General features: G+C 71.1%; 18 protein-coding genes. 12 read left to right on the forward strand and 6 right to left on the reverse strand.

Annotated elements, in window-relative coordinates; all coding sequences use genetic code 11:
- Nucleotides 1-26: 26 nt before the first annotated feature.
- Both ACFQS7_RS17640 and ACFQS7_RS17645 read left to right on the forward strand, forming a co-directional pair.
- Nucleotides 27-617, forward strand: a complete 591-nt coding sequence (locus ACFQS7_RS17640; protein ID WP_380068427.1) for an HD domain-containing protein — start codon at nucleotides 27-29, stop codon at nucleotides 615-617.
- Nucleotides 610-1371, forward strand: a complete 762-nt coding sequence (locus tag ACFQS7_RS17645; RefSeq protein WP_380068428.1) for a GNAT family N-acetyltransferase — start codon at nucleotides 610-612, stop codon at nucleotides 1369-1371. Before ACFQS7_RS17640 ends, ACFQS7_RS17645 begins: the two co-directional genes overlap by 8 nt.
- A gap of 176 nt (nucleotides 1372-1547) precedes the next feature.
- On the opposite strand, the gene ACFQS7_RS17650 is transcribed toward ACFQS7_RS17645, so the two are convergent.
- The 3 genes from ACFQS7_RS17650 to ACFQS7_RS17660 all read right to left on the reverse strand — a co-directional run bounded on the left by ACFQS7_RS17650 (nucleotide 1548) and on the right by ACFQS7_RS17660 (nucleotide 4023).
- A complete protein-coding gene (locus tag ACFQS7_RS17650) occupies nucleotides 1548-2456 on the reverse strand; it encodes a LysR family transcriptional regulator (protein WP_380068429.1) in 909 nt (302 codons plus the stop codon).
- A 68-nt stretch (nucleotides 2457-2524) separates the two neighbouring features.
- Complete coding sequence (locus ACFQS7_RS17655; RefSeq protein ID WP_380068430.1) at nucleotides 2525-3493, reverse strand: quinone oxidoreductase family protein; 969 nt, start codon at nucleotides 3491-3493, stop codon at nucleotides 2525-2527.
- The gene (locus ACFQS7_RS17660; RefSeq protein WP_380068431.1) at nucleotides 3490-4023 is read right to left on the reverse strand and encodes a methylated-DNA--[protein]-cysteine S-methyltransferase; all 534 of its coding nucleotides are present in this window, start codon (nucleotides 4021-4023) and stop codon (nucleotides 3490-3492) included. The genes ACFQS7_RS17655 and ACFQS7_RS17660 overlap by 4 nt, the downstream gene beginning before the upstream one ends.
- Nucleotides 4024-4222: 199 nt before the next feature.
- Here ACFQS7_RS17660 and ACFQS7_RS17665 point away from each other — a divergent pair, with 199 nt between their 5' ends.
- Genes ACFQS7_RS17665 through ACFQS7_RS17695 form a run of 7 tightly spaced genes read left to right on the forward strand, consistent with a single transcriptional unit; the run spans nucleotide 4223 to nucleotide 10675 of the window.
- Nucleotides 4223-4585, forward strand: coding sequence for a ferredoxin (locus tag ACFQS7_RS17665; protein WP_380068432.1), 363 nt, complete (start codon nucleotides 4223-4225; stop codon nucleotides 4583-4585).
- Nucleotides 4586-4588: 3 nt separating this feature from the next.
- The gene (gene mnmE / locus ACFQS7_RS17670) at nucleotides 4589-5905 is read left to right on the forward strand and encodes a tRNA uridine-5-carboxymethylaminomethyl(34) synthesis GTPase MnmE (RefSeq protein WP_380068433.1); all 1317 of its coding nucleotides are present in this window, start codon (nucleotides 4589-4591) and stop codon (nucleotides 5903-5905) included.
- A 4-nt stretch (nucleotides 5906-5909) separates the two neighbouring features.
- Nucleotides 5910-6533, forward strand: a complete 624-nt coding sequence (locus ACFQS7_RS17675) for a hypothetical protein (protein ID WP_380068434.1) — start codon at nucleotides 5910-5912, stop codon at nucleotides 6531-6533.
- Between the two features lie 36 nt (nucleotides 6534-6569).
- Nucleotides 6570-8441, forward strand: a complete 1872-nt coding sequence (gene mnmG / locus ACFQS7_RS17680) for a tRNA uridine-5-carboxymethylaminomethyl(34) synthesis enzyme MnmG (protein ID WP_380068435.1) — start codon at nucleotides 6570-6572, stop codon at nucleotides 8439-8441.
- Nucleotides 8438-9046 (forward strand): 16S rRNA (guanine(527)-N(7))-methyltransferase RsmG, encoded by a 609-nt coding sequence (rsmG, locus tag ACFQS7_RS17685; RefSeq protein ID WP_380068436.1) that lies wholly within the window; start codon nucleotides 8438-8440, stop codon nucleotides 9044-9046. Before mnmG ends, rsmG begins: the two co-directional genes overlap by 4 nt.
- Nucleotides 9039-9830, forward strand: coding sequence for a ParA family protein (locus ACFQS7_RS17690; protein WP_380068437.1), 792 nt, complete (start codon nucleotides 9039-9041; stop codon nucleotides 9828-9830). The genes rsmG and ACFQS7_RS17690 overlap by 8 nt, the downstream gene beginning before the upstream one ends.
- Entirely contained in the window at nucleotides 9827-10675 is an 849-nt protein-coding gene (locus tag ACFQS7_RS17695; protein WP_380068438.1) for a ParB/RepB/Spo0J family partition protein, read from the forward strand. Before ACFQS7_RS17690 ends, ACFQS7_RS17695 begins: the two co-directional genes overlap by 4 nt.
- 55 nt (nucleotides 10676-10730) lie before the next feature.
- Here ACFQS7_RS17695 and holA read toward each other — a convergent pair whose 3' ends face one another.
- From holA to leuS, 3 genes are read right to left on the reverse strand one after another with little or no spacing between them, the layout of a single operon-like run.
- Nucleotides 10731-11750, reverse strand: coding sequence for a DNA polymerase III subunit delta (holA, locus tag ACFQS7_RS17700; RefSeq protein WP_380068439.1), 1020 nt, complete (start codon nucleotides 11748-11750; stop codon nucleotides 10731-10733).
- A gap of 4 nt (nucleotides 11751-11754) precedes the next feature.
- Nucleotides 11755-12321 (reverse strand): LPS assembly lipoprotein LptE, encoded by a 567-nt coding sequence (gene lptE, locus ACFQS7_RS17705; RefSeq protein ID WP_380068440.1) that lies wholly within the window; start codon nucleotides 12319-12321, stop codon nucleotides 11755-11757.
- Nucleotides 12287-14908: a leucine--tRNA ligase gene (gene leuS / locus ACFQS7_RS17710; RefSeq protein WP_380068441.1), complete on the reverse strand. Its 2622-nt coding sequence runs from the start codon at nucleotides 14906-14908 to the stop codon at nucleotides 12287-12289. Before leuS ends, lptE begins: the two co-directional genes overlap by 35 nt.
- Before the next feature lie 130 nt (nucleotides 14909-15038).
- Here leuS and ACFQS7_RS17715 point away from each other — a divergent pair, with 130 nt between their 5' ends.
- The 3 genes from ACFQS7_RS17715 to ACFQS7_RS17725 all read left to right on the forward strand — a co-directional run bounded on the left by ACFQS7_RS17715 (nucleotide 15039) and on the right by ACFQS7_RS17725 (nucleotide 17188).
- Entirely contained in the window at nucleotides 15039-16130 is a 1092-nt protein-coding gene (locus ACFQS7_RS17715) for an alpha/beta hydrolase (protein ID WP_380068442.1), read from the forward strand.
- A gap of 101 nt (nucleotides 16131-16231) precedes the next feature.
- Nucleotides 16232-16582, forward strand: coding sequence for a hypothetical protein (locus tag ACFQS7_RS17720; RefSeq protein WP_380068443.1), 351 nt, complete (start codon nucleotides 16232-16234; stop codon nucleotides 16580-16582).
- A 183-nt stretch (nucleotides 16583-16765) separates the two neighbouring features.
- Nucleotides 16766-17188: a DUF1489 family protein gene (locus ACFQS7_RS17725; protein ID WP_380068444.1), complete on the forward strand. Its 423-nt coding sequence runs from the start codon at nucleotides 16766-16768 to the stop codon at nucleotides 17186-17188.
- Nucleotides 17189-17213 lie beyond the last annotated feature (25 nt).

Consider the following 17213-nt stretch of genomic DNA (forward strand, 5'->3'; position numbering starts at 1 on the left):
CACCGTCCCACGATACTGCAGGCACCATGGACGCCATCAGCCAGATCGAATCCGAATCCCAAGGGATCCTCCGCGCCGCGGTCTTCGCAGCCCGCATCCACGCCGGCCATCGCCGCAAGGGCAGCGCCGCCGAGCCCTATGTGAACCACGTCCTGGAAGTGGCGGAGATCCTCGCCGCCCATGGCGCCCCCTCGGCCGCCATCATCGCTGCCCTGCTGCACGACACGGTCGAGGACAGTGACGAGGACCCGGAACCCTGCACCCTCGCGCAGATCGAGGCCGCCTTCGGCGCCGAGGTCGCCGGCCTGGTGGCCGAGGTCTCCGACGACAAGTCACTGCCGAAGGAGGTCCGCAAGGGCCTGCAGGTCCGTCACGCACCCCACGCCTCGGATGCGGCGAAGCAGCTCAAGCTGGCCGACAAGATTTCCAACCTGCGGGCCATCGCCGCCAGCCCGCCGAAGGGTTGGGACCATGCGCGGCGGCTGGAATATGTCGGCTGGGCCGGCCGCGTCGCCGCCGGCGCCAAGGGCGCCAACCCGGCGCTGGACGCGTTGTTCGAGGTGACCTACCGCGACGCCGTGCAGCGCCTGGCCGCCGAGGGCTGGCCGCATGGATAGCCCGGCCGACATCGCCGCGCTGGAACGCGCCTGCCTCACCGCCCTGCCCGCCCCGCGCCAGGCCTTCGACGGCCCCTTCGTGCTGAAGGCCTTCCTCGGCGGCACCGGCCGGGCCAATGCCTGTTGCTCGTTGGATCCGGCGCCGGACCCGGGCCTGGCCGACCGCATCGGCCGGATTGAGGCGACCTACCACCGCCTTGGCCTGGCCAGCCGCTTCCGCTCCACCCCGCTCGACCCGCCCGGGCTGGCGGTGCTGCTGCGCGACCGCGGCTATGCGCCGGACACGGAGGAAAGCGTGGTCTATGCCGGCCCGCTCGGCCCGGTCGCCCGCGCCGATGCCGCGGTGCGCGACGAAGCCGGGCCGAGCGAGGCCTGGATGGCGCTGGTCGCCACCGCCGAGTACCAGACCCCCACCCGCCGGGCCGAGAAGCTGCGCAACCCGGACCTGCTGGCTGCCCGCGGCGCCTGGCTGGTGTTGCGCGAGGACGGCGTCGACGCCGCCTGCCTCTTCGCCGTCGTCGATGGCCCACATTGCGGCGTCTTCGACCTGGCGACGCGGTCGGAATTCCGCCGCCGTGGCCTCGGCGCCCGGATCATCGGCGCCGCGGCACATTGGGCACGGGGGTTCGGGGCCGGCACGCTCTATGCGCAGGTGGCGGCGGGGAACACCGCCTCCCGCGCGCTGCAGGAACGCCTCGGCCTGCGGGAGGCCTATCGCTACCGCTATCATCTCAAGCCGCCCGGCTGGCCTTGAGGCAAGGCGGGCTGCGCCTGCGATGCCGGATAGCGGTCGCAAGCCTGCCGACGCTGCGCTTCCACGGCCGGCGCCGGCCGTCGCTGCGCTGATGCCGCATGGCAAGGAGGGTCGCGGTGGACGCCCTGGGGGCATCGCGCTGGCGGAAGTGGTAGCCGGCTGCTGACCCGCCCAGCCTATCGGGCCCGGAGCCGCGGCTCCGCCGCCGCCCGGTCCACCAGCAGGTCCAGCACGGCGCGGACCCGGCGCGACAACGCCCTGCCGCCGGGCCAGACCGCGTGGACCTCGCGCGGCTCGGCCCGCCAGCCGGGCAGCACCGGCACCAGCCGCCCGGTCGCCACCTGGCTTATGACCCCCCAGGGCGCCAGCAGGGCAAGGCCTAGCCCGGCTTCGGCCGCAATCTGGGTCGTCTCGATCGCATCCGCCGCGATCCGGCCCTGCATGGTGACCGAGGCCGTGGCGCCCTCGGGTCCTTCCAGCATCAATTGATCGCCCGGCCTGGCGCCGCGCAGGATGCAGAATTCATGGTGCGCCAATTCATCGGGCGTCTGCGGCATTCCGGCCCGTGCCAAGTAGGCCGGTGCGGCGAACAGCGCGAAATCCACCCGCCCCAGGCGCCGCGCGATCAGCGATTGCTGACGGATCGGGCCGATGCGGATGCCGATGTCGATTCCCTCCTCGACCAGGTCGACCGTCTTGGACTGCAGCCGCGCCTCGACCGACAGGCCGGGATGGGTCGCCAGGAAGGGCGCCAGCCAGGGCATCACCACGGCATTGTAGAAGGAGGCGACGCAGGAGATCCGCACCAGCCCGGTCGGGGCGCCCTGCAGGCCGCGCGCTGCCGCCTCGGCCTCCTCCAGCGCATCGAGGATGCGGACGGCGTCGAGGTGGAAAGCGGTGCCCGCCTCGGTCGCCGACAGGCCACGCGGCGACCGCAGCAGCAGCGGCACGCCGAGCCGCTGTTCAAGCTCGCCGACGATGCGGGAGACGCTGGGCTGGCTCATCGCCAGGTCGCGCGCGGCACGGGTGATGTTGCCGGTCTCCACCACGCGGCGGAAGACCTGGAGCTGCTGCAGCCTGTCCATGGCGCGGAATGCTACAGGAAATATTCCGGCCGGAATTCATCCGGCCGGAGTGCCCACAAAAACGTTTCCTACGGGATGAGCACGGTGCTGCCGGTGGTCTTCCGGGATTCCAGCGCGCGGTGTGCGTCTGCGGCGTCCTTCAGCGGGAAGGTCTGGTTCACCGCGATCTTCACCGCGCCGGACTTCACCACGGCGAAAAGGTCGGCCGCGGTGGCCACCAGGTCTTCCCGCTTGGCGGTGTAGGTGTTCAGCGTCGGCCGCGTCACGTAGAGCGAGCCCTTGGCCGCCAGCACGCCGAGATCGGTGGTGATGGGGCCGGAGGCATTGCCGTAGGTGATCATCAGGCCGCGCGGCGCCAGGCAGTCGAGCGAGGTGATGAAGGTATCCTTGCCGACGCTGTCATAGACCACCGGCAGCATGGCGCCCTGGGTGATCTCCTTGACCCTGGCCGGGATGTTGTCGGTGGTCAGCAGCGCATGGTCGGCGCCGAGGCTCTTGATCAGCGCCGCCTTCTCCGGCGTCGAGACCACGCCGATGACGGTGGCACCCAGGTGCTTGGCCCATTGCACCAGGATGCTGCCGACGCCGCCGGCCGCGGCATGAACGAGGATGGTCTCGCCCGGCTTGATCGCGTAGGTGCGCTTGACCAGGAACTGCGCCGTCATGCCCTGCAGCATCATCGCCGCGGCCTGCTCGAAGCTGATGCCCTCGGGCATCTTCACCAGCTTGTCGGCCGGGGCGCAGCGGTATTCGGCATAGGCGCCGAGCGCGCCGGCATAGGCGACGCGGTCACCGACCGCGAATTCGGTCACGCCGTCACCCACGGCTTCGACCACGCCGGCGCCTTCCATGCCGATCGTCACCGGCAGCGCCGGGGCCTTGTAGAGGCCGGTGCGAAAATAGACGTCGATGTAGTTCAGGCCGACGGCCTTCTGGGCGATGAGGACCTCGCCCGGCTTGGGCTCGGGCTTCGGGACTTCCTCCCAGACCAGCTTCTCGGGACCGCCGGTCTCGTGGACGCGGATGGCATGGTTCATCGGGGGATTCCTCGGCGTTGGCCGCCATCGGGCGGGAATAGGAAAAGCTCGCCCGACCCGGCGGCCGGGCGGGACCGGGCCTCGAGGGCGAGGAGATAACGCTTCGTAGCCGGACCCTCGCCGCCCGAATAGCCGCCGAGCGAGCCATCGGCGGCGACGACGCGGTGGCAGGGGATGAGGATCGGGATCGGGTTGCTGCCATTGGCCTGGCCGATGGCGCGCGCCGAGCGGCAGCCGACCTCGCGCGCGATGTCGATATAGCTGCGCGTCTCGCCGGGCGGAATACGACGCAGAGCATCCCAGACCTGTCGGCGGAAGAGGGTGCCCTGCGGCGCCAGCGGCAGGTCGAAGGCGGTGCGCGTGCCGTCGAAATAGTCCTGCAGCTGCGCCGCGGCTTCGCGCAGCAGCGTGCTGGGCGGCGCCAGGCCGGGCGGTGCATGGGCGCGACCGAAATCGAGGGCGACGATCGCGCCGTCCTCCTCGAAGACGGTGAGCTCGCCGAGCGGGGAATGGAGGGTCAGGTAGGACATGGGATGGAGGGATGGCACACCCGGGCCCGCCCGGCGTCAAGCCGATGCGACATCGGGAGACATTCATGCCTTTTCAATGAAATTCGGGGACTGACCCGGCCCGCCAGGGCCGCGACTTCGGGATACCCTGGCCGCGCCGGGGCGGGATGGCTACATGGGGGGGACCGGCTTCCCACCGGGCCCCCTGCGGAGAGATGCCTTGTCCGACGCCCCGCTTCCCGACGATCCGCCGGCCTATTTCCGCGCCCATGTCTTCGTCTGCTGCAACCGCAGGCCGGATGGCCACAAGCGCGGCTCCTGCGCCGCGCGCGGGTCGGAGAAGCTGCGGGACTACATGAAGGCGCGGGCGAAGGAGCTCGGGCTGGAGGGGGTGCGGATCAACCAGGCCGGGTGCCTCGACCGCTGCGAATTCGGCCCGACCCTGGTGATCTACCCAGAAAGCGTCTGGTACCGGCCGGAGACGCCGGCCGATGTGGACGAGATCCTGGCGGCGCATCTGCAAGCCGGCGGCCGAGTGCCGCGGCTGATGCTGACCGAGAAGGATGTCGTGCCGAAGGGCTGATCCATGCCCGACGCCACGATCTTCGCCTTGGGCTCGGGCGCCGGCCGCGCCGCGGTGGCGCTGCTGCGGATCTCCGGGCCGGGCACCGCCGATGTGGTCACGGCGCTTGCCGGCGCCCTGCCTCGGCCGCGCCATGCCTCCCTGCGGCGGCTGCGCGACCCGCGTACGGCGGAGGTGCTCGACCAGGCCCTGCTGCTCTGGTTCCCTGGTCCGGCCAGCTATACCGGAGAGGACAGCGCCGAGCTCCATTTGCACGGCGGCCCTGCCGTCATCGCCGGCGTGGCCGAGGCCTTGGTCGCCGCCGGCGCCCGCCCGGCCGAGCCTGGCGAATTCACCCGTCGTGCCTTCCTGCATGGCCGCATGGACCTGACGGAGGCCGAGGGCATCGCCGACCTCATCGCCGCCGAGACGGCCGCCCAGCGTCGGCAGGCCCTGCGCCAGGCCGGCGGCGCGCTGGCCACGCTGTATGGCGGCTGGACCACTCGCCTGACGGCCCTGCTGGCGCGGCAGGAGGCCTTCATCGAGTTCGAGGACGAGGACCTGCCCGCCGGCCTCGATGATGCCGTGGCCTTGGCCGGCGCGGCGCTGCGGGCCGAGATCGTGGCCCACTTGGCCGATGCCGGGCGTGGCGAGCGTTTGCGGGAGGGGCTGCTGGTCGCCATCCTCGGCGCGCCGAATGTCGGGAAATCCTCCCTGCTGAATGCCCTGGCGGGACGGGAGGCGGCGATCGTCTCGGCGCGCGCCGGCACCACGCGGGACGTGGTGGAGGTGCGGCTGAACCTGGCCGGCGTGCCGGTGACCCTGGCCGATACCGCCGGGCTACGCGCGGCCGCCGACGAGATTGAGGCCGAAGGCGTCCGCCGCGCCCACCGCCGGGCGGAGGAGGCAGACCTGGTGATCGCGGTCTTCGCCGCCGACGCAACTCCTGATGCGGAAACCCTGGCCTGGGTGCGGCCCGGCGTGCTGGTGCTGGCCAACAAGCTGGACCTGGCGCCGGCTCCGCCAGCGATCGGCGGCGTGATGCCGCTTGGCCTCTCCGTCCGTACCGGCGCCGGGCTGGACAAGCTGCGCGACCGGCTGGAGGAGGAGGCTGCGGCGCGGGCCGGTTTCGCCGGCGAGGTCATGCTCACCCGCCCGCGCCACCGCGCCGCCCTGGCGGAGGCCGCCGACTGGCTGGCCGAACTGGATACCGCCGCCTTGCCGGAACTGCGTGCCGAGGCGCTGCGGGCGGCGCTGCGGGCGATCGGCCGCATCACCGGACGCGTTGGGGTGGAGGTGGTGCTGGACGCGGTCTTCGGCGAATTCTGCATCGGGAAATGACGCCATGGCGCTGAGCGCAGACGAACTCCGCGAATTCTTCGGCCGCTGCGCCAAGGCGCGGCAGCGCTTCCAGGAACTGGCCGTGCAGGCGGTGCCGCGGCCGAAGCTGCTGGAACATGCTCAGCGGCTCGGCATCGCGGTGGAGGACGAGATGGCGCAGCCCTCGGACGAGGACTTGGCCTTCGCCTTCGACCTGGCGATCTACACCGCACCACCGGGCCGCTCGCGCGCCATCGATCGGGTGGTCAAGCAGCACGCAAGGCTGCCGGGCGAGGCGGTGCTGGTGCTGAACGGGCTGAGCCGGTCCTGGCTCTCGGTCTTCCAGGTCCTCGGGCCGCATCCCGAAGCCGGCTTTATCCTGGAGGACGCCATGCTGGGCGGCGAGGCCTGGGTGGTGGACGAGGTGCTGGCCGAGCAGGCCGAGCCGGGCACGGTGCTGGTGACGCGGCTGGCCCGGGTCTGCGGCTTCGCCATCACCTGCGGCGTGGTCGCCGTGCTGGACGAGGCGATGCTGGCCCGCTTCCGCAGAGTGGTGGCCGACGGCGAGGTGGACCCGCTGGACTTGGTCGAGTCACCGCGCTTCGCGCAGAACATGTGGCTGCACGCGCTGGGATCCCGCGTCGGGTAGCTTCGTCGCGGCGGCGGGGTCGGCTATACCCGCGGCATGTACGATGCGATCTTCGATGTGGTGGTGGTGGGCGGCGGCCATGCCGGCTGCGAGGCGGCGGCCGCGGCGGCCCGCTGCGGCGCCCGCACCCTGCTGCTGACCCACAAGGTCGAGACCCTGGGCGAGATGTCCTGCAACCCGGCCATCGGCGGGGTCGGCAAGGGCCACCTCGTGCGGGAGGTCGATGCGCTGGACGGGCTGATGGCCCGCGCCGCCGACGCTGCCGGCATCCACTTCAAGCTGCTCAACCGCAGCAAGGGCCCGGCGGTGCGCGGGCCGCGGGCGCAGGCCGACCGCAAGCTGTACCGTCAGGCCGTGCAGGCGCTGCTGCGAGCGACAGAGGGGCTGCACATCGAGGCCGACGCAGCCGAGGACCTGATCCTTGGTGCCGGCCGGTGCGTTTCCGGGGTGATGACTGCGACCGGCCGGCTGATCGGCGCCGGCGCGGTGGTGATCACCACCGGCACCTTCCTGCGCGGCATGATCCATATCGGCGAGACCCGCATCCCGGCCGGACGGGTCGGCGAGGCGCCTTCGGTTGGCCTTTCCGATACGCTGCGCCGCCTCGGCCTGCCGCTCGCGCGGCTGAAGACCGGCACCCCGCCACGGCTGGATGGCAGGACGATCGACTGGGCAGTGTTGGAAGCCCAGCCGGGCGACGACCCGCCCGAGCCGCTGTCCTGGATGACCGAGCGGATCGGCAACCGCCAAGTACCCTGCGCCATCACCGCGACGACGCCGGCGACGCATGACCTGATCCGCGCCAACCTGCATCTGACCGCGGTCTATGGCGGGCGGATCGAGGGTGTCGGGCCGCGCTACTGCCCTTCGATCGAAGATAAGGTGGTCCGCTTCGCCGACCGCCAGCAGCACCAGATCTTCCTGGAGCCCGAGGGGCTGGACGACGACACGGTCTACCCGAACGGCATCTCCACCAGCCTGCCGGAAGCGGTGCAGGCGGCGCTGATCGCCTCCATCCCCGGACTGGAGCGGGCGCGGATCATCCGGCCCGGCTACGCCATCGAATATGACCATGTCGACCCGCGCGCGCTGACCCCGGCGCTGGAGGTTCGGGTGGCGCCGGGCCTGTTCCTGGCCGGCCAGATCAACGGCACCACGGGCTACGAGGAGGCGGCCGCCCAAGGACTGATGGCCGGGCTGAATGCCGCCCGGCGCGCCGGTGGCGCCGCCCCTGACCGGGTGCTGACCCGTGGCGAGGCCTATACGGGCGTGCTGATCGACGACCTGGTGTTGCAGGGGGTAACCGAGCCCTACCGCATGCTGACTGCACGGTCGGAATTTCGACTGGCGCTGCGGGCCGACAATGCAGGCCTCCGCCTGACCGAAAGGGGCATCGCCTGGGGCGTCGTCGGCGCCGACCGCGCCCAGGCCCACCGCGCCTTCGCCGCGACCCTCGAGGATGCGCTTGCTCGTGCCCGGGCCGAAGGCGGCTCGCCAAGCTGGTATGCGACCAGGGGCGTCCAGATCAACCAGGACGGCCGTTGGCGTTGCGTGCTGGAGGCGCTGGCGATCCCCGCCATGACGCCGGAGGCCGCCGACCGCCTTTTTCCCTGGCTGCGCGACCTGCCGCCGCGGGTCCGGGCGGAATTGGAAGCGCAGGCACTCTACGCCCCCTACCTCGAACGCCAGGCCGCCGCGCTTCGTATGCTCGAGAGTGAGGAGCGGTTGACGATCCCGCTCGCCACGGATTTCACCGTCATCCCTGGCCTGTCCACCGAGATGCGTCATCGCCTCGCCAAGGCCTGCCCCGCGACGTTGGGCAGCGCAGGCCGCATCCCCGGCATCACCCCGGCGGCGCTTGCGGCACTCGCCGTTCATCTTCGTCGGACCGAGGTGCGTTTCACGTGAAACCGGACGATGTCGATGTTCCACGTGAAACAGAGGGCCAGTTGCGGGAATTCGTCACCCTGCTGCTGCGCTGGAACGCCAGGATCAACCTGATTTCGGAGCGGGACGAGGCCAGCATCTGGCAGCGTCATGTGCTGGATTCGCTGCAGCTCACGCCGCTGATCCCTGCCGGCGAAGGTCCGCTGGTCGACCTTGGTTCCGGCGCCGGCTTCCCCGGCCTGATACTGGCGCTGACCACCGGGCGCGAGACGCATCTGGTCGAATCCGACCGCCGCAAGTCCGTCTTCCTGATCGAAGCCGCCCGCGTGCTCGGCCTGCCGCACGTCAAGATCCACCCAATCCGCATCGAGGCTGCCACCCTGCCCCAAGCCAGCATCCTGACCGCCCGCGCCCTCGCTCCGCTCACCGCCCTCCTGCCGCATGCCCACCGCATCCTCGCACCGGGCGGCGTCGCCATCTTCCCCAAGGGCCGCACGGCCGCGCAGGAATTGACGGATGCCACCGACGCCTGGATCATGCGTACCGAGCGGTTCCCCAGCCGAACCGCCCCCGACGCCACCATCCTCCGTCTCAGCGAGATTCGTCCTGCCGGCTCCCATGCCTGATCGGGCCCGCCCCCGCGTCATCGCCCTCGCCAACCAGAAGGGCGGGGTCGGCAAGACCACCACCGCCATCAACCTGGCCACCGTCCTTGCGGCGGACCACAAGGTCCTGCTGCTCGACCTCGACCCTCAGGGAAATGCCTCCACTGGCCTTGGCATCGAGCGTGCCGGCCGCGGCGCCGGCACCTATGCCCTGCTGGTCGACGGCACCCCGCTGGCCGAGCTGATCCTTCCCACCCCCGTCCCCAACCTCAAGCTCGTCCCGGCCGACGCTGACCTGGCCGGTGCCGAGGTCGAGCTGGTGGCGATGGAGCAGCGCGAGCATCGCCTGCGCCTAGCCTTCGAAGCCGATCCTGCGCTGACCGGCAGCTTCGACTTCATCCTGCTGGACTGCCCGCCCTCCCTCGGTCTGCTCACCCTCAACGCCTTGGTGACCGCCCATGGCGTCCTGGTGCCGCTGCAGACCGAATTCTTTGCCCTCGAAGGCGTCAGCCAGATTACCCAGACGATCGAGCGGGTGAAGCGTGCCCTCAACCCCGGCCTGACGCTGGAAGGCATCCTGCTGACCATGTACGATCGGCGGAACAACCTGTCCGAACTCGTTGCCCAGGATGTGCGTGGCTTCTTCAAGGACAAGGTGTTCGAAACCGTGATCCCTCGGAATATCCGCCTGACCGAGGCTCCCTCGCACGGCCTCCCCGTCAGCCTCTACGATGCCCGTTCGCCCGGGGCACAGGCCTATGCCGCGCTCGGTGCCGAAGTGCTGCGCCGGCTGCAACGCGCATGAGCGGCGCCAGGAAGGCGCCGATGCGCCTCGGCCGCGGCCTGTCGGCGTTGATGGGCGAGGCCTCCGCGCCCACCAGCAACGAAGGCGTCCGCTCCTTGCCGATCGAGACCCTGCGGCCCGGCCCCTTCCAGCCGCGCGGGCCGATCGACCCCGGCCCGCTGCAGGAACTGGCCGACAGCATCAAGGAACACGGCCTCCTCCAGCCCATCCTGGTGCGGGAAAAGCCCGGTGCCCGCGGCGAGTACGAGATCATCGGCGGTGAACGCCGCTGGCGTGCCGCCCAGCTTGCGCAGCTGCACGAGGTCCCTGTCCTCCTCCGAAATCTCGACGATCGCGCCGCCATGGCCGCTGCCCTGGTTGAGAACCTGCAGCGCCAGGACCTCAATGCGCTGGAGGAAGCCGAAGGCCTTAGGCGCCTGATCGACGAATTCGGCCTGACCCAGGACCAGCTCGGCCAGGCCGTGGGGAAAAGCCGCAGCCATGTGGCCAATACCCTGCGCCTGCTGGCCTTGCCCGACAGGGTGCGGGAATTGCTCCGCGACGGTGCGCTGACCGCCGGCCATGCCCGTGCCCTGCTGACCGCGCCGGATGCGGAGATCCTCGCCCTGCAGGTGGTCGACCGCGGGCTGAATGTTCGCCAGACCGAGCAGCTCGCCTCGCAGAAGCCGCGCGATCCCTCTACGAAGCCGGCCCAGGCACCGGAGACGGTGGCGCTGGAGCGGGACCTGTCGGGCCGGCTCGGGCTGAAGGTCAGCATCCGGCATGCGGGGAAAGGCGGGCAGGTCTCGATCGCCTATCGGGATCTGGACCAGCTCGATGGGCTGATCCGGCTGCTGCAGCAGTAGGAGAAAGGCCGAGGGAAGGTATTTTCCCCGGGCCCCCATCTATGTCCGTGGGTTTTCAGCGCCGCGCGACGGCCTGGCGCGCCAGGGTGGTGACCACGCCGCGGGCTATCGTGGCGGCGGGCAGGCCGGTTGTCTTGGTGCGGCGCTCGGCCTCCAGGAGGGCCGCACCGGCAGCTTCCAGGGTCTCCGGGCGCCAGACGCGCAGGGCGCGTTCCATCGCCGGCTTGTGCCGGAAGAAGACCGGCGGGCGAAGCGAATCCAGCGCGCCGCCGGGCGCCGCGCCGGCCGCCACCGCCAAGGCCGCCAGATGCAGCCGCTGGACATGCCGCAAGGCGGCGCGGACTACCTGCACCGCATTGGCACCCTCGGCGAAGGCGGTGTCCAGTGCCTTGTCGGCCACCGCGACCTCGCCCATCATCGCCGCCATCAGCGCCTCCTCCAGGTCGAGCGCCGAGCCCTCCGCGACGCAGGCCACCGCGGCTTCCGGCGTCACCTTGCCGCCCTGCCCGACGAACAGCGCCAGCTTCTCCAGCTCCCGCCGCAGCAGCATCCGGTCCTCGCCCAGGCGCTGCGCCAGCCATTCAATGGCGATCGGCTCGGCGCTCACGCCCAGTTCCTGCAGGATCCGCCCGATCGAGGCGCTGAGCTCCGACCCCCGCTCCCGGTAGCAGGCGATCACCGCACCGGCCGGCGAGGCCTCCACCGCCTTGAACAGCGCCGCACTGGTCCGCAGCTCCGGCGCCTCGATCACGACCAACCCCGGCCCGGGCCCGGCCAGGGCAGCCTTGGCGGCTTCCGCCACCTGCTTGCCGTCCCCGGCATCGCGCAGGCGCACCAGTACGCGCCCGCCGGTCAGCGGCGAGCTCGCCGCCTCATTCGCCAGCACCGCCGGCGCGCGCAGCATCTCCTTGCCGATCTCGACCAGGCGCAGGTCGTCGCCCTCGGCGACCACACGGATCAGCGCCTCGCAGCGCTCCCGGATGAGGCCGGGATCGTCGCCGTGCAGCAGCGCCACGCGGCAGTTGCCGGGATCGGCCAGGAAGGCGCCGATCCGCCTTGCATCGAGCTTGGCCATGCGGTCAGCCCGTCGCCGAGGCTTCCTTCTGGCGGCGCAGTGCCATCACGACCTGCCGCGTCACCTCCTCGGCGATCTGGTCCATGGCGCGGCTTTCCATCGCGTCGCGGGCGCTGTCGGCCGAGAAGAACTGCAGGTCCGGGATGTTGAAGGAATCGATCGTCCGGTAGGGGATCGCCGAACGCGCCACCGTCCGCGGCGGAACCGACAGCGTCTCGAGATTCCAGTTGCCGGTGAAGGTATAGCGGATGCGGGTGATGGTCCCGTCCCGCCGATAGCCCAGCACCTCCACGCCCGGGACATAGGAGACATTGAGCTGGTACCGCGCCGGCGTTCCCGGCGCGCTGTCCTCCAGGCGCCGCTGCAGATTCCGCCGCAGCAGCTGCCCGGTCCGCTCGTAGATCGGCCCGACCCGCACCGCCGCGAGCTCGTCCGCCAGGTCGGACTCGCTGCCATCGGCCGCGGTCACCGGCCCGTACAAGGGCCGGAAGCCGCAGCCCGAAAGCCCCAGCAGGCCGAGGCCGAGCAGGCCGCGCCTAGACGACAAAGTTGACGACCCGTCCCGGGACATGGATGCGCTTCCTGATGGGCTTGCCGGCGATGCTTCGCTGCACATTCTCCTCCGCCTCCGCCAATGCGAAGATGGTAGCCTCATCCGCATCGACCGGCACCTCGATCGTGCCGCGCAACTTGCCGAGAACCTGCACCGCCAAGGTGAGGCTCTCCGCCCGCAGCAGGGCCGGGTCGGCCTCCAGCCATGGCAGCTGCGCCACCAGCACAGCTTCGCCGGGCCGCAGCAGCGACCACAGCTCCTCCGCCAGATGCGGCATCATCGGCGAGGCCAGTCGGGCGATCGCCTCCAGCGCCTCGCGCTTCGCCGCCCCCATCCCTTCCCCCGCATCGCCGATCGCATTGGCGAATTCGTGGATGCGGGCGACCGCGACGTTGAAGGCGAAGCTGTCCAGCGCCTCGGTCACCGCGGCGATGGTCCGGTGCGTCACCTGCCGCAGCTTCCGCGCCGCACCGGTGGCATCCTCGGCCGAGCTGCCGGCCGGCGGCAGGCTGCCCAGCGCCGAGGCGGCCAGCCGGTAGATCCGCTGGGTGAAGCGATAGGCGCCGGCGACGCCGGCCTCGGTCCATTCCATGTCCCGCTCGGGTGGGTTGTCGGACAGGATGAACCAGCGCGCGGTATCGGCGCCGTACTTGTCGATGATGGCGCCGGGGTCGACCGTGTTGCGCTTCGACTTCGACATCGCCTCGACCCGGCCGATGGTGACGGGCGCGTTCGCCCCCTTCACCACCGCGCTGCGGCTGCCGTCGGCGCCCAGGCTGAATTCGACTTCCTCCGGATAGAGCCAGCGGCCTTCAGGATCCTTGTAGCTTTCGTGCGTCACCATGCCCTGGGTGAAGAGCCCGGCGAAGGGCTCCGCCACGCCCAGGTGCCCGGTGTCGCGCATGCCGCGGGTGAAGAAGCGGCTGTACAGCAGGTGCAGGATCGCGTGCTCGATGCCGCCGATATACTGGTCCACCGGCAGCCAGGCATCGACCGCGGCCTTGGTCACCGGCTCCGCCGCCCGCGGCGAGCAGAACCGCGCGAAGTACCAGGAACTGTCGACGAAGGTGTCGCAGGTGTCGGTCTCGCGCCGCGCCGGCTTGCCGCAGGACGGGCAGGCGACATGCTTCCAGCTCGGATGGTGGTCCAGCGGGTTGCCCGGCTGCGAGAAATCCACGTCGTCCGGCAGCTTCACCGGCAGCTGGTCGTCCGGCACCGGCACCACGCCGCAGGCCTCGCAATGGATGAAGGGGATCGGGCAGCCCCAGTAGCGCTGGCGGGAGACGCCCCAGTCGCGCAGCCGCCAGTTGACCACCCCGGTGCCTTGCCCCCCGGCCTCCAGCGCCTCGATCGCGCGGCGCTTGGCGGTGGCGACATCCAGCCCATCCAGGAAGCCGGAATTGAAGATCGTGCCGTCGTCCGTGTACGGCTTGCCATCCAGCGCGAAGCTCGCCGGGTCGGCGCCCGGCGGCAGCACAACCGGCTTGATGCCCAGCCCGTACTTGGTGGCGAATTCGAAGTCGCGCTCGTCATGCGCCGGGCAGCCGAAGATCGCCCCGGTGCCGTATTCCATCAGCACGAAATTGGCGATCCAGACTGGGAAGCTGGCACCCTCGATGAAGGGGTGGGCGACGCGGAAGCCCGTGTCGTAGCCGCGCTTCTCCGCCTGCTCGATCGCCGCTTCCGAGGTACCCATGCGGCGGCATTCGGCGACGAACTCGGCCGCCTTCGGGTCCCGTGCCGCGGCGGCGGCGGCCAGCGGATGCTCGGCGGCAACCGCCAGGAAGCTCATGCCGAACAACGTATCCGGCCGCGTGGTGAAGACCTCCACTTCCTCGCCGCCGCCCACCTGGGCGAAGCGCACCCGCGCGCCCTCGGAGCGACCGATCCAGTTCCCCTGCATCAGCTTCACGCGCTCGGGCCAGCGGTCCAGCCTGCCCAGCGCCTCCAGCAGGTCCGGCGCATACTTGGTGATGCTGAAGAACCACTGGCTGAGCTGCTTCTTCTCGACCAGCGCGCCGGAGCGCCAGCCGCGGCCGTCGATCACCTGCTCGTTCGCCAGCACGGTGCCGTCCACCGGGTCCCAATTGACCCAGGACTCCTTGCGTTCGACCAGGCCGGCCTTGAAGAAATCCAGGAACAGCTTCTGCTGCCGGCCGTAGTATTCGACGTCGCAGGTGGCGAATTCCCGCGCCCACTCGATCGACAGGCCCATGCGCTTCAGCTCGGCGCGCATGTTGGCGATGTTCTGGTAGGTCCAGGTGCCGGGATGGATGCCGCGCTCGCGCGCCGCGTTCTCGGCCGGCAGCCCGAACGCGTCCCAGCCCATCGGGTGCATCACCAGATGCCCGCGCGCCCGCTTGTAGCGCGCGACCACGTCGCCCAGCGTATAGTTGCGCACATGCCCCATATGGATCTTCCCGCTGGGATACGGGAACATTTCAAGAACATAATATTTCTTCGCCTCGGCCGGCGGAACGTCCGGCACGGCGAAGCAGGCGCGGCTGTCCCATTCCGCCTGCCAGCGCGGCTCGGCGTGCTTGAAGTCGTGCCGGATCTCCTGCGGGCGGGGATCCGGGTGGGAAACGGTGCTGGCGTCGGTCATGGCCATCGTATCTGCTTTGGCCCAAGGGAATAAGCCGTGGCCCGGCAAACGGGAAGGGTGCGCGGCAGCCTATGGCGTTGCGGGTGGCGTTGGCGCGGGGCATGGTCCGGCGTTTCGTCACGGGGCCGGTATGCGCCGAGGTCTGTTTTTCCTGCTGCTGCTGGCCGTCCTGCGCGGCACCGCCCAGGCCCAGCCCACGCCGGAGGAGAGCGCCTATCGCGAGGTCTTCTCCGTCACCGCGCTCGGCGCCCCCAACCCCTCGCTCGCCGCCGCCGCCGCCTTCCGCCTGGCCTATCGCGGCGTCATGCCGAACGCGGCCTTCGCCCTGGCGCGCGACCCCGCCGGCCGGTCCGCCTGGGGCTATGCCGGCAGCGCCACCTCCCTCGCCGCGGCAGAGGCGGCGGCGCTGGCCAACTGCCAGCGCTCGCTGGCCCAGCTCCAGGCCGAATGCCGTATCCTGGCGCAGAATGCCGGCCGCCCCGGCGGCCCCGCCATCGCCGCGGTGGAGGGCGGGATCGGCCCCTTCCGCTGGGCCCCGATGCTGCTCCGCCGCGGCCCGCAGGCGGCGCGCGGGGTGCTGGTCTGGGGCCATGGCTATGGCGGGCCGGAGCGCGACTACCGCGCCGCCTCGACCCCGCCCTTCGTCTCCCTGCTGAACGACAACGGCTGGGACGTGCTGCGCTTCGACCGGCACCCAGGCGATGATGGCCTCTATGCCAGCCTGCCGCGGCTCGTCGCCGGCCTGCCGGCGCTGCGCCAGGCCGGCTACCGGCGCATCCTGCTGGGCGGCCAGTCGCGCGGCGGCTGGCAGGCCATCATGGCGGCCAGCGAGGCGCCGGACCTGGTCGAGGCGGTGATCGCCACCGCCCCGGCGGCGCATGGCGAGGCCGGCCGCGGCAACAACCTGGGCGCCGCCGTCGACGATTTCCGCCGGCTACTGGCAGGCGTCCCGGCCGGCGGGCCGCGGCTCGCGCTGGTCTTCTTCGAAGGCGACGACTTCGACCCCGACCCCGAGCGCCGCGTGGCGATGCTAGAGGCCAAGGCCGGCGAGCGGAGCGTCCCGACCCTCGCCCTCTGGCCCATGCCGCCGCTGCGCGGCCATGGCGGGGCGAACGACCTGCGCTTCGCCCTGACCTATGCCGGCTGCCTGATCAGCCTGGTGCAGGCGCCCGAGGCGGCGGCCCCGCGCGGGGTGCGGCGGGCCGCCTGCGGTGGCGGCTGAGCGGCCACCCAACCGGATGTGACGCGCATTCCGGTGCGCTCGCGGTCTCGTTCCAGGATCGGCGACGGCACCGGCATTAGCCTCTTGGTGGAGGTTCTGTCATGCGTTTCGCCCCTTTTCTGTTGCTTCCCATGCTGTTCGGCTGCACCGAGCCCGCCCCTGCACCCACCCAGGCGGAGCTCGACCTGCAGGCGGTGCGGGTCGTCTCGCTGTCCGGCCAGGCGCTGAGCTGGGAGGAACTGCGCGTCCATCCGGCGCTGCTGCAGCGCCCCTGCTCCGTCGGCACCCTGGTGAACGAGGAGGCGCAGATCGTCGGCTACTGCAGCCGCGGCAAGCAGTGCCGCACCAATGACTGGCGTCCGGTGACGGACGGCTGCGAGGCAGGCCGCGGCCCGGCCATGAGCCCCGTGCCGCCGGGCAGCAACGGGCTGGAGATCGCCGGGCGGCGGTGAGGCAAGGCCAGAGCCGATACCTCCTCCGTTTTTCGGGGCTGGCACCTGCCACGTGGCCGCTGCCAGCCCTGAACAAGACATGGAGGGATATCGGAGGGGAAGACATTCCCTCCAGGTCTTCCGGCCCCTGCAGGATTCGCCGCGCCACCTTGCGGACCGCGCGCCAGGGGGTACATCGGTGGCGTGCTTCACCTCATCAAACTGTCGGTCGGCCCGAAGGATGTCGGCCAGCTGCGCGACATCCAGGCCCGCCGTGCCGTGGTCGACCCGCCGTTGCGGCACCAGACCCGCATGGTACCGAAACGCGCGGCGGAGATCCTGGAGGGCGGCTCGATCTACTGGGTGGTCGCCGGCTTCCTGCAGGTCCGCCAGCGCATCATCGACATCCGCGCCGAGGCCTGGGACGACGGCAGCGCCTGCGCCGGGCTGGTGCTGGACCCCGTCCTGGTCCCGGTGGCGGCGCGGCAGACCCGGCCTTTCCAGGGCTGGCGCTACCTGGACCCCGCCGCTGCCCCGCCCGACATCGCCGCCGGCGGTGAGGCCGAGGGGATCGAGGCGCTGCCGGAGCGGCTGCGGCAGGAATTGCGCGCGCTCGGCCTGCTGTAGCCGGGCCGGCATGGCCTGAAATGCA

The sequence above is a fragment of the Dankookia sp. GCM10030260 genome (assembly GCF_042666655.1).
GTDB lineage: Bacteria > Pseudomonadota > Alphaproteobacteria > Acetobacterales > Acetobacteraceae > Paracraurococcus.

What these genes read in the sequence shown, in the direction of transcription:
- ACFQS7_RS17720 (WP_380068443.1), top strand. Translation starts at nt 16,232, where the DNA reads ATGCGTTTCGCCCCTTTTCTGTTGCTTCCCATGCTGTTCGGCTGCACC.
- ACFQS7_RS17650 (WP_380068429.1), bottom strand. Translation starts at nt 2,456, where the DNA reads ATGGACAGGCTGCAGCAGCTCCAGGTCTTCCGCCGCGTGGTGGAGACC.
- ACFQS7_RS17645 (WP_380068428.1), top strand. Translation starts at nt 610, where the DNA reads ATGGATAGCCCGGCCGACATCGCCGCGCTGGAACGCGCCTGCCTCACC.
- holA (WP_380068439.1), bottom strand. Translation starts at nt 11,750, where the DNA reads ATGGCCAAGCTCGATGCAAGGCGGATCGGCGCCTTCCTGGCCGATCCC.
- ACFQS7_RS17655 (WP_380068430.1), bottom strand. Translation starts at nt 3,493, where the DNA reads ATGAACCATGCCATCCGCGTCCACGAGACCGGCGGTCCCGAGAAGCTG.
- ACFQS7_RS17715 (WP_380068442.1), top strand. Translation starts at nt 15,039, where the DNA reads ATGCGCCGAGGTCTGTTTTTCCTGCTGCTGCTGGCCGTCCTGCGCGGC.
- leuS (WP_380068441.1), bottom strand. Translation starts at nt 14,908, where the DNA reads ATGACCGACGCCAGCACCGTTTCCCACCCGGATCCCCGCCCGCAGGAG.
- ACFQS7_RS17695 (WP_380068438.1), top strand. Translation starts at nt 9,827, where the DNA reads ATGAGCGGCGCCAGGAAGGCGCCGATGCGCCTCGGCCGCGGCCTGTCG.
- lptE (WP_380068440.1), bottom strand. Translation starts at nt 12,321, where the DNA reads ATGTCCCGGGACGGGTCGTCAACTTTGTCGTCTAGGCGCGGCCTGCTC.
- ACFQS7_RS17660 (WP_380068431.1), bottom strand. Translation starts at nt 4,023, where the DNA reads ATGTCCTACCTGACCCTCCATTCCCCGCTCGGCGAGCTCACCGTCTTC.
- ACFQS7_RS17640 (WP_380068427.1), top strand. Translation starts at nt 27, where the DNA reads ATGGACGCCATCAGCCAGATCGAATCCGAATCCCAAGGGATCCTCCGC.
- mnmG (WP_380068435.1), top strand. Translation starts at nt 6,570, where the DNA reads ATGTACGATGCGATCTTCGATGTGGTGGTGGTGGGCGGCGGCCATGCC.
- ACFQS7_RS17675 (WP_380068434.1), top strand. Translation starts at nt 5,910, where the DNA reads ATGGCGCTGAGCGCAGACGAACTCCGCGAATTCTTCGGCCGCTGCGCC.
- ACFQS7_RS17690 (WP_380068437.1), top strand. Translation starts at nt 9,039, where the DNA reads ATGCCTGATCGGGCCCGCCCCCGCGTCATCGCCCTCGCCAACCAGAAG.
- mnmE (WP_380068433.1), top strand. Translation starts at nt 4,589, where the DNA reads ATGCCCGACGCCACGATCTTCGCCTTGGGCTCGGGCGCCGGCCGCGCC.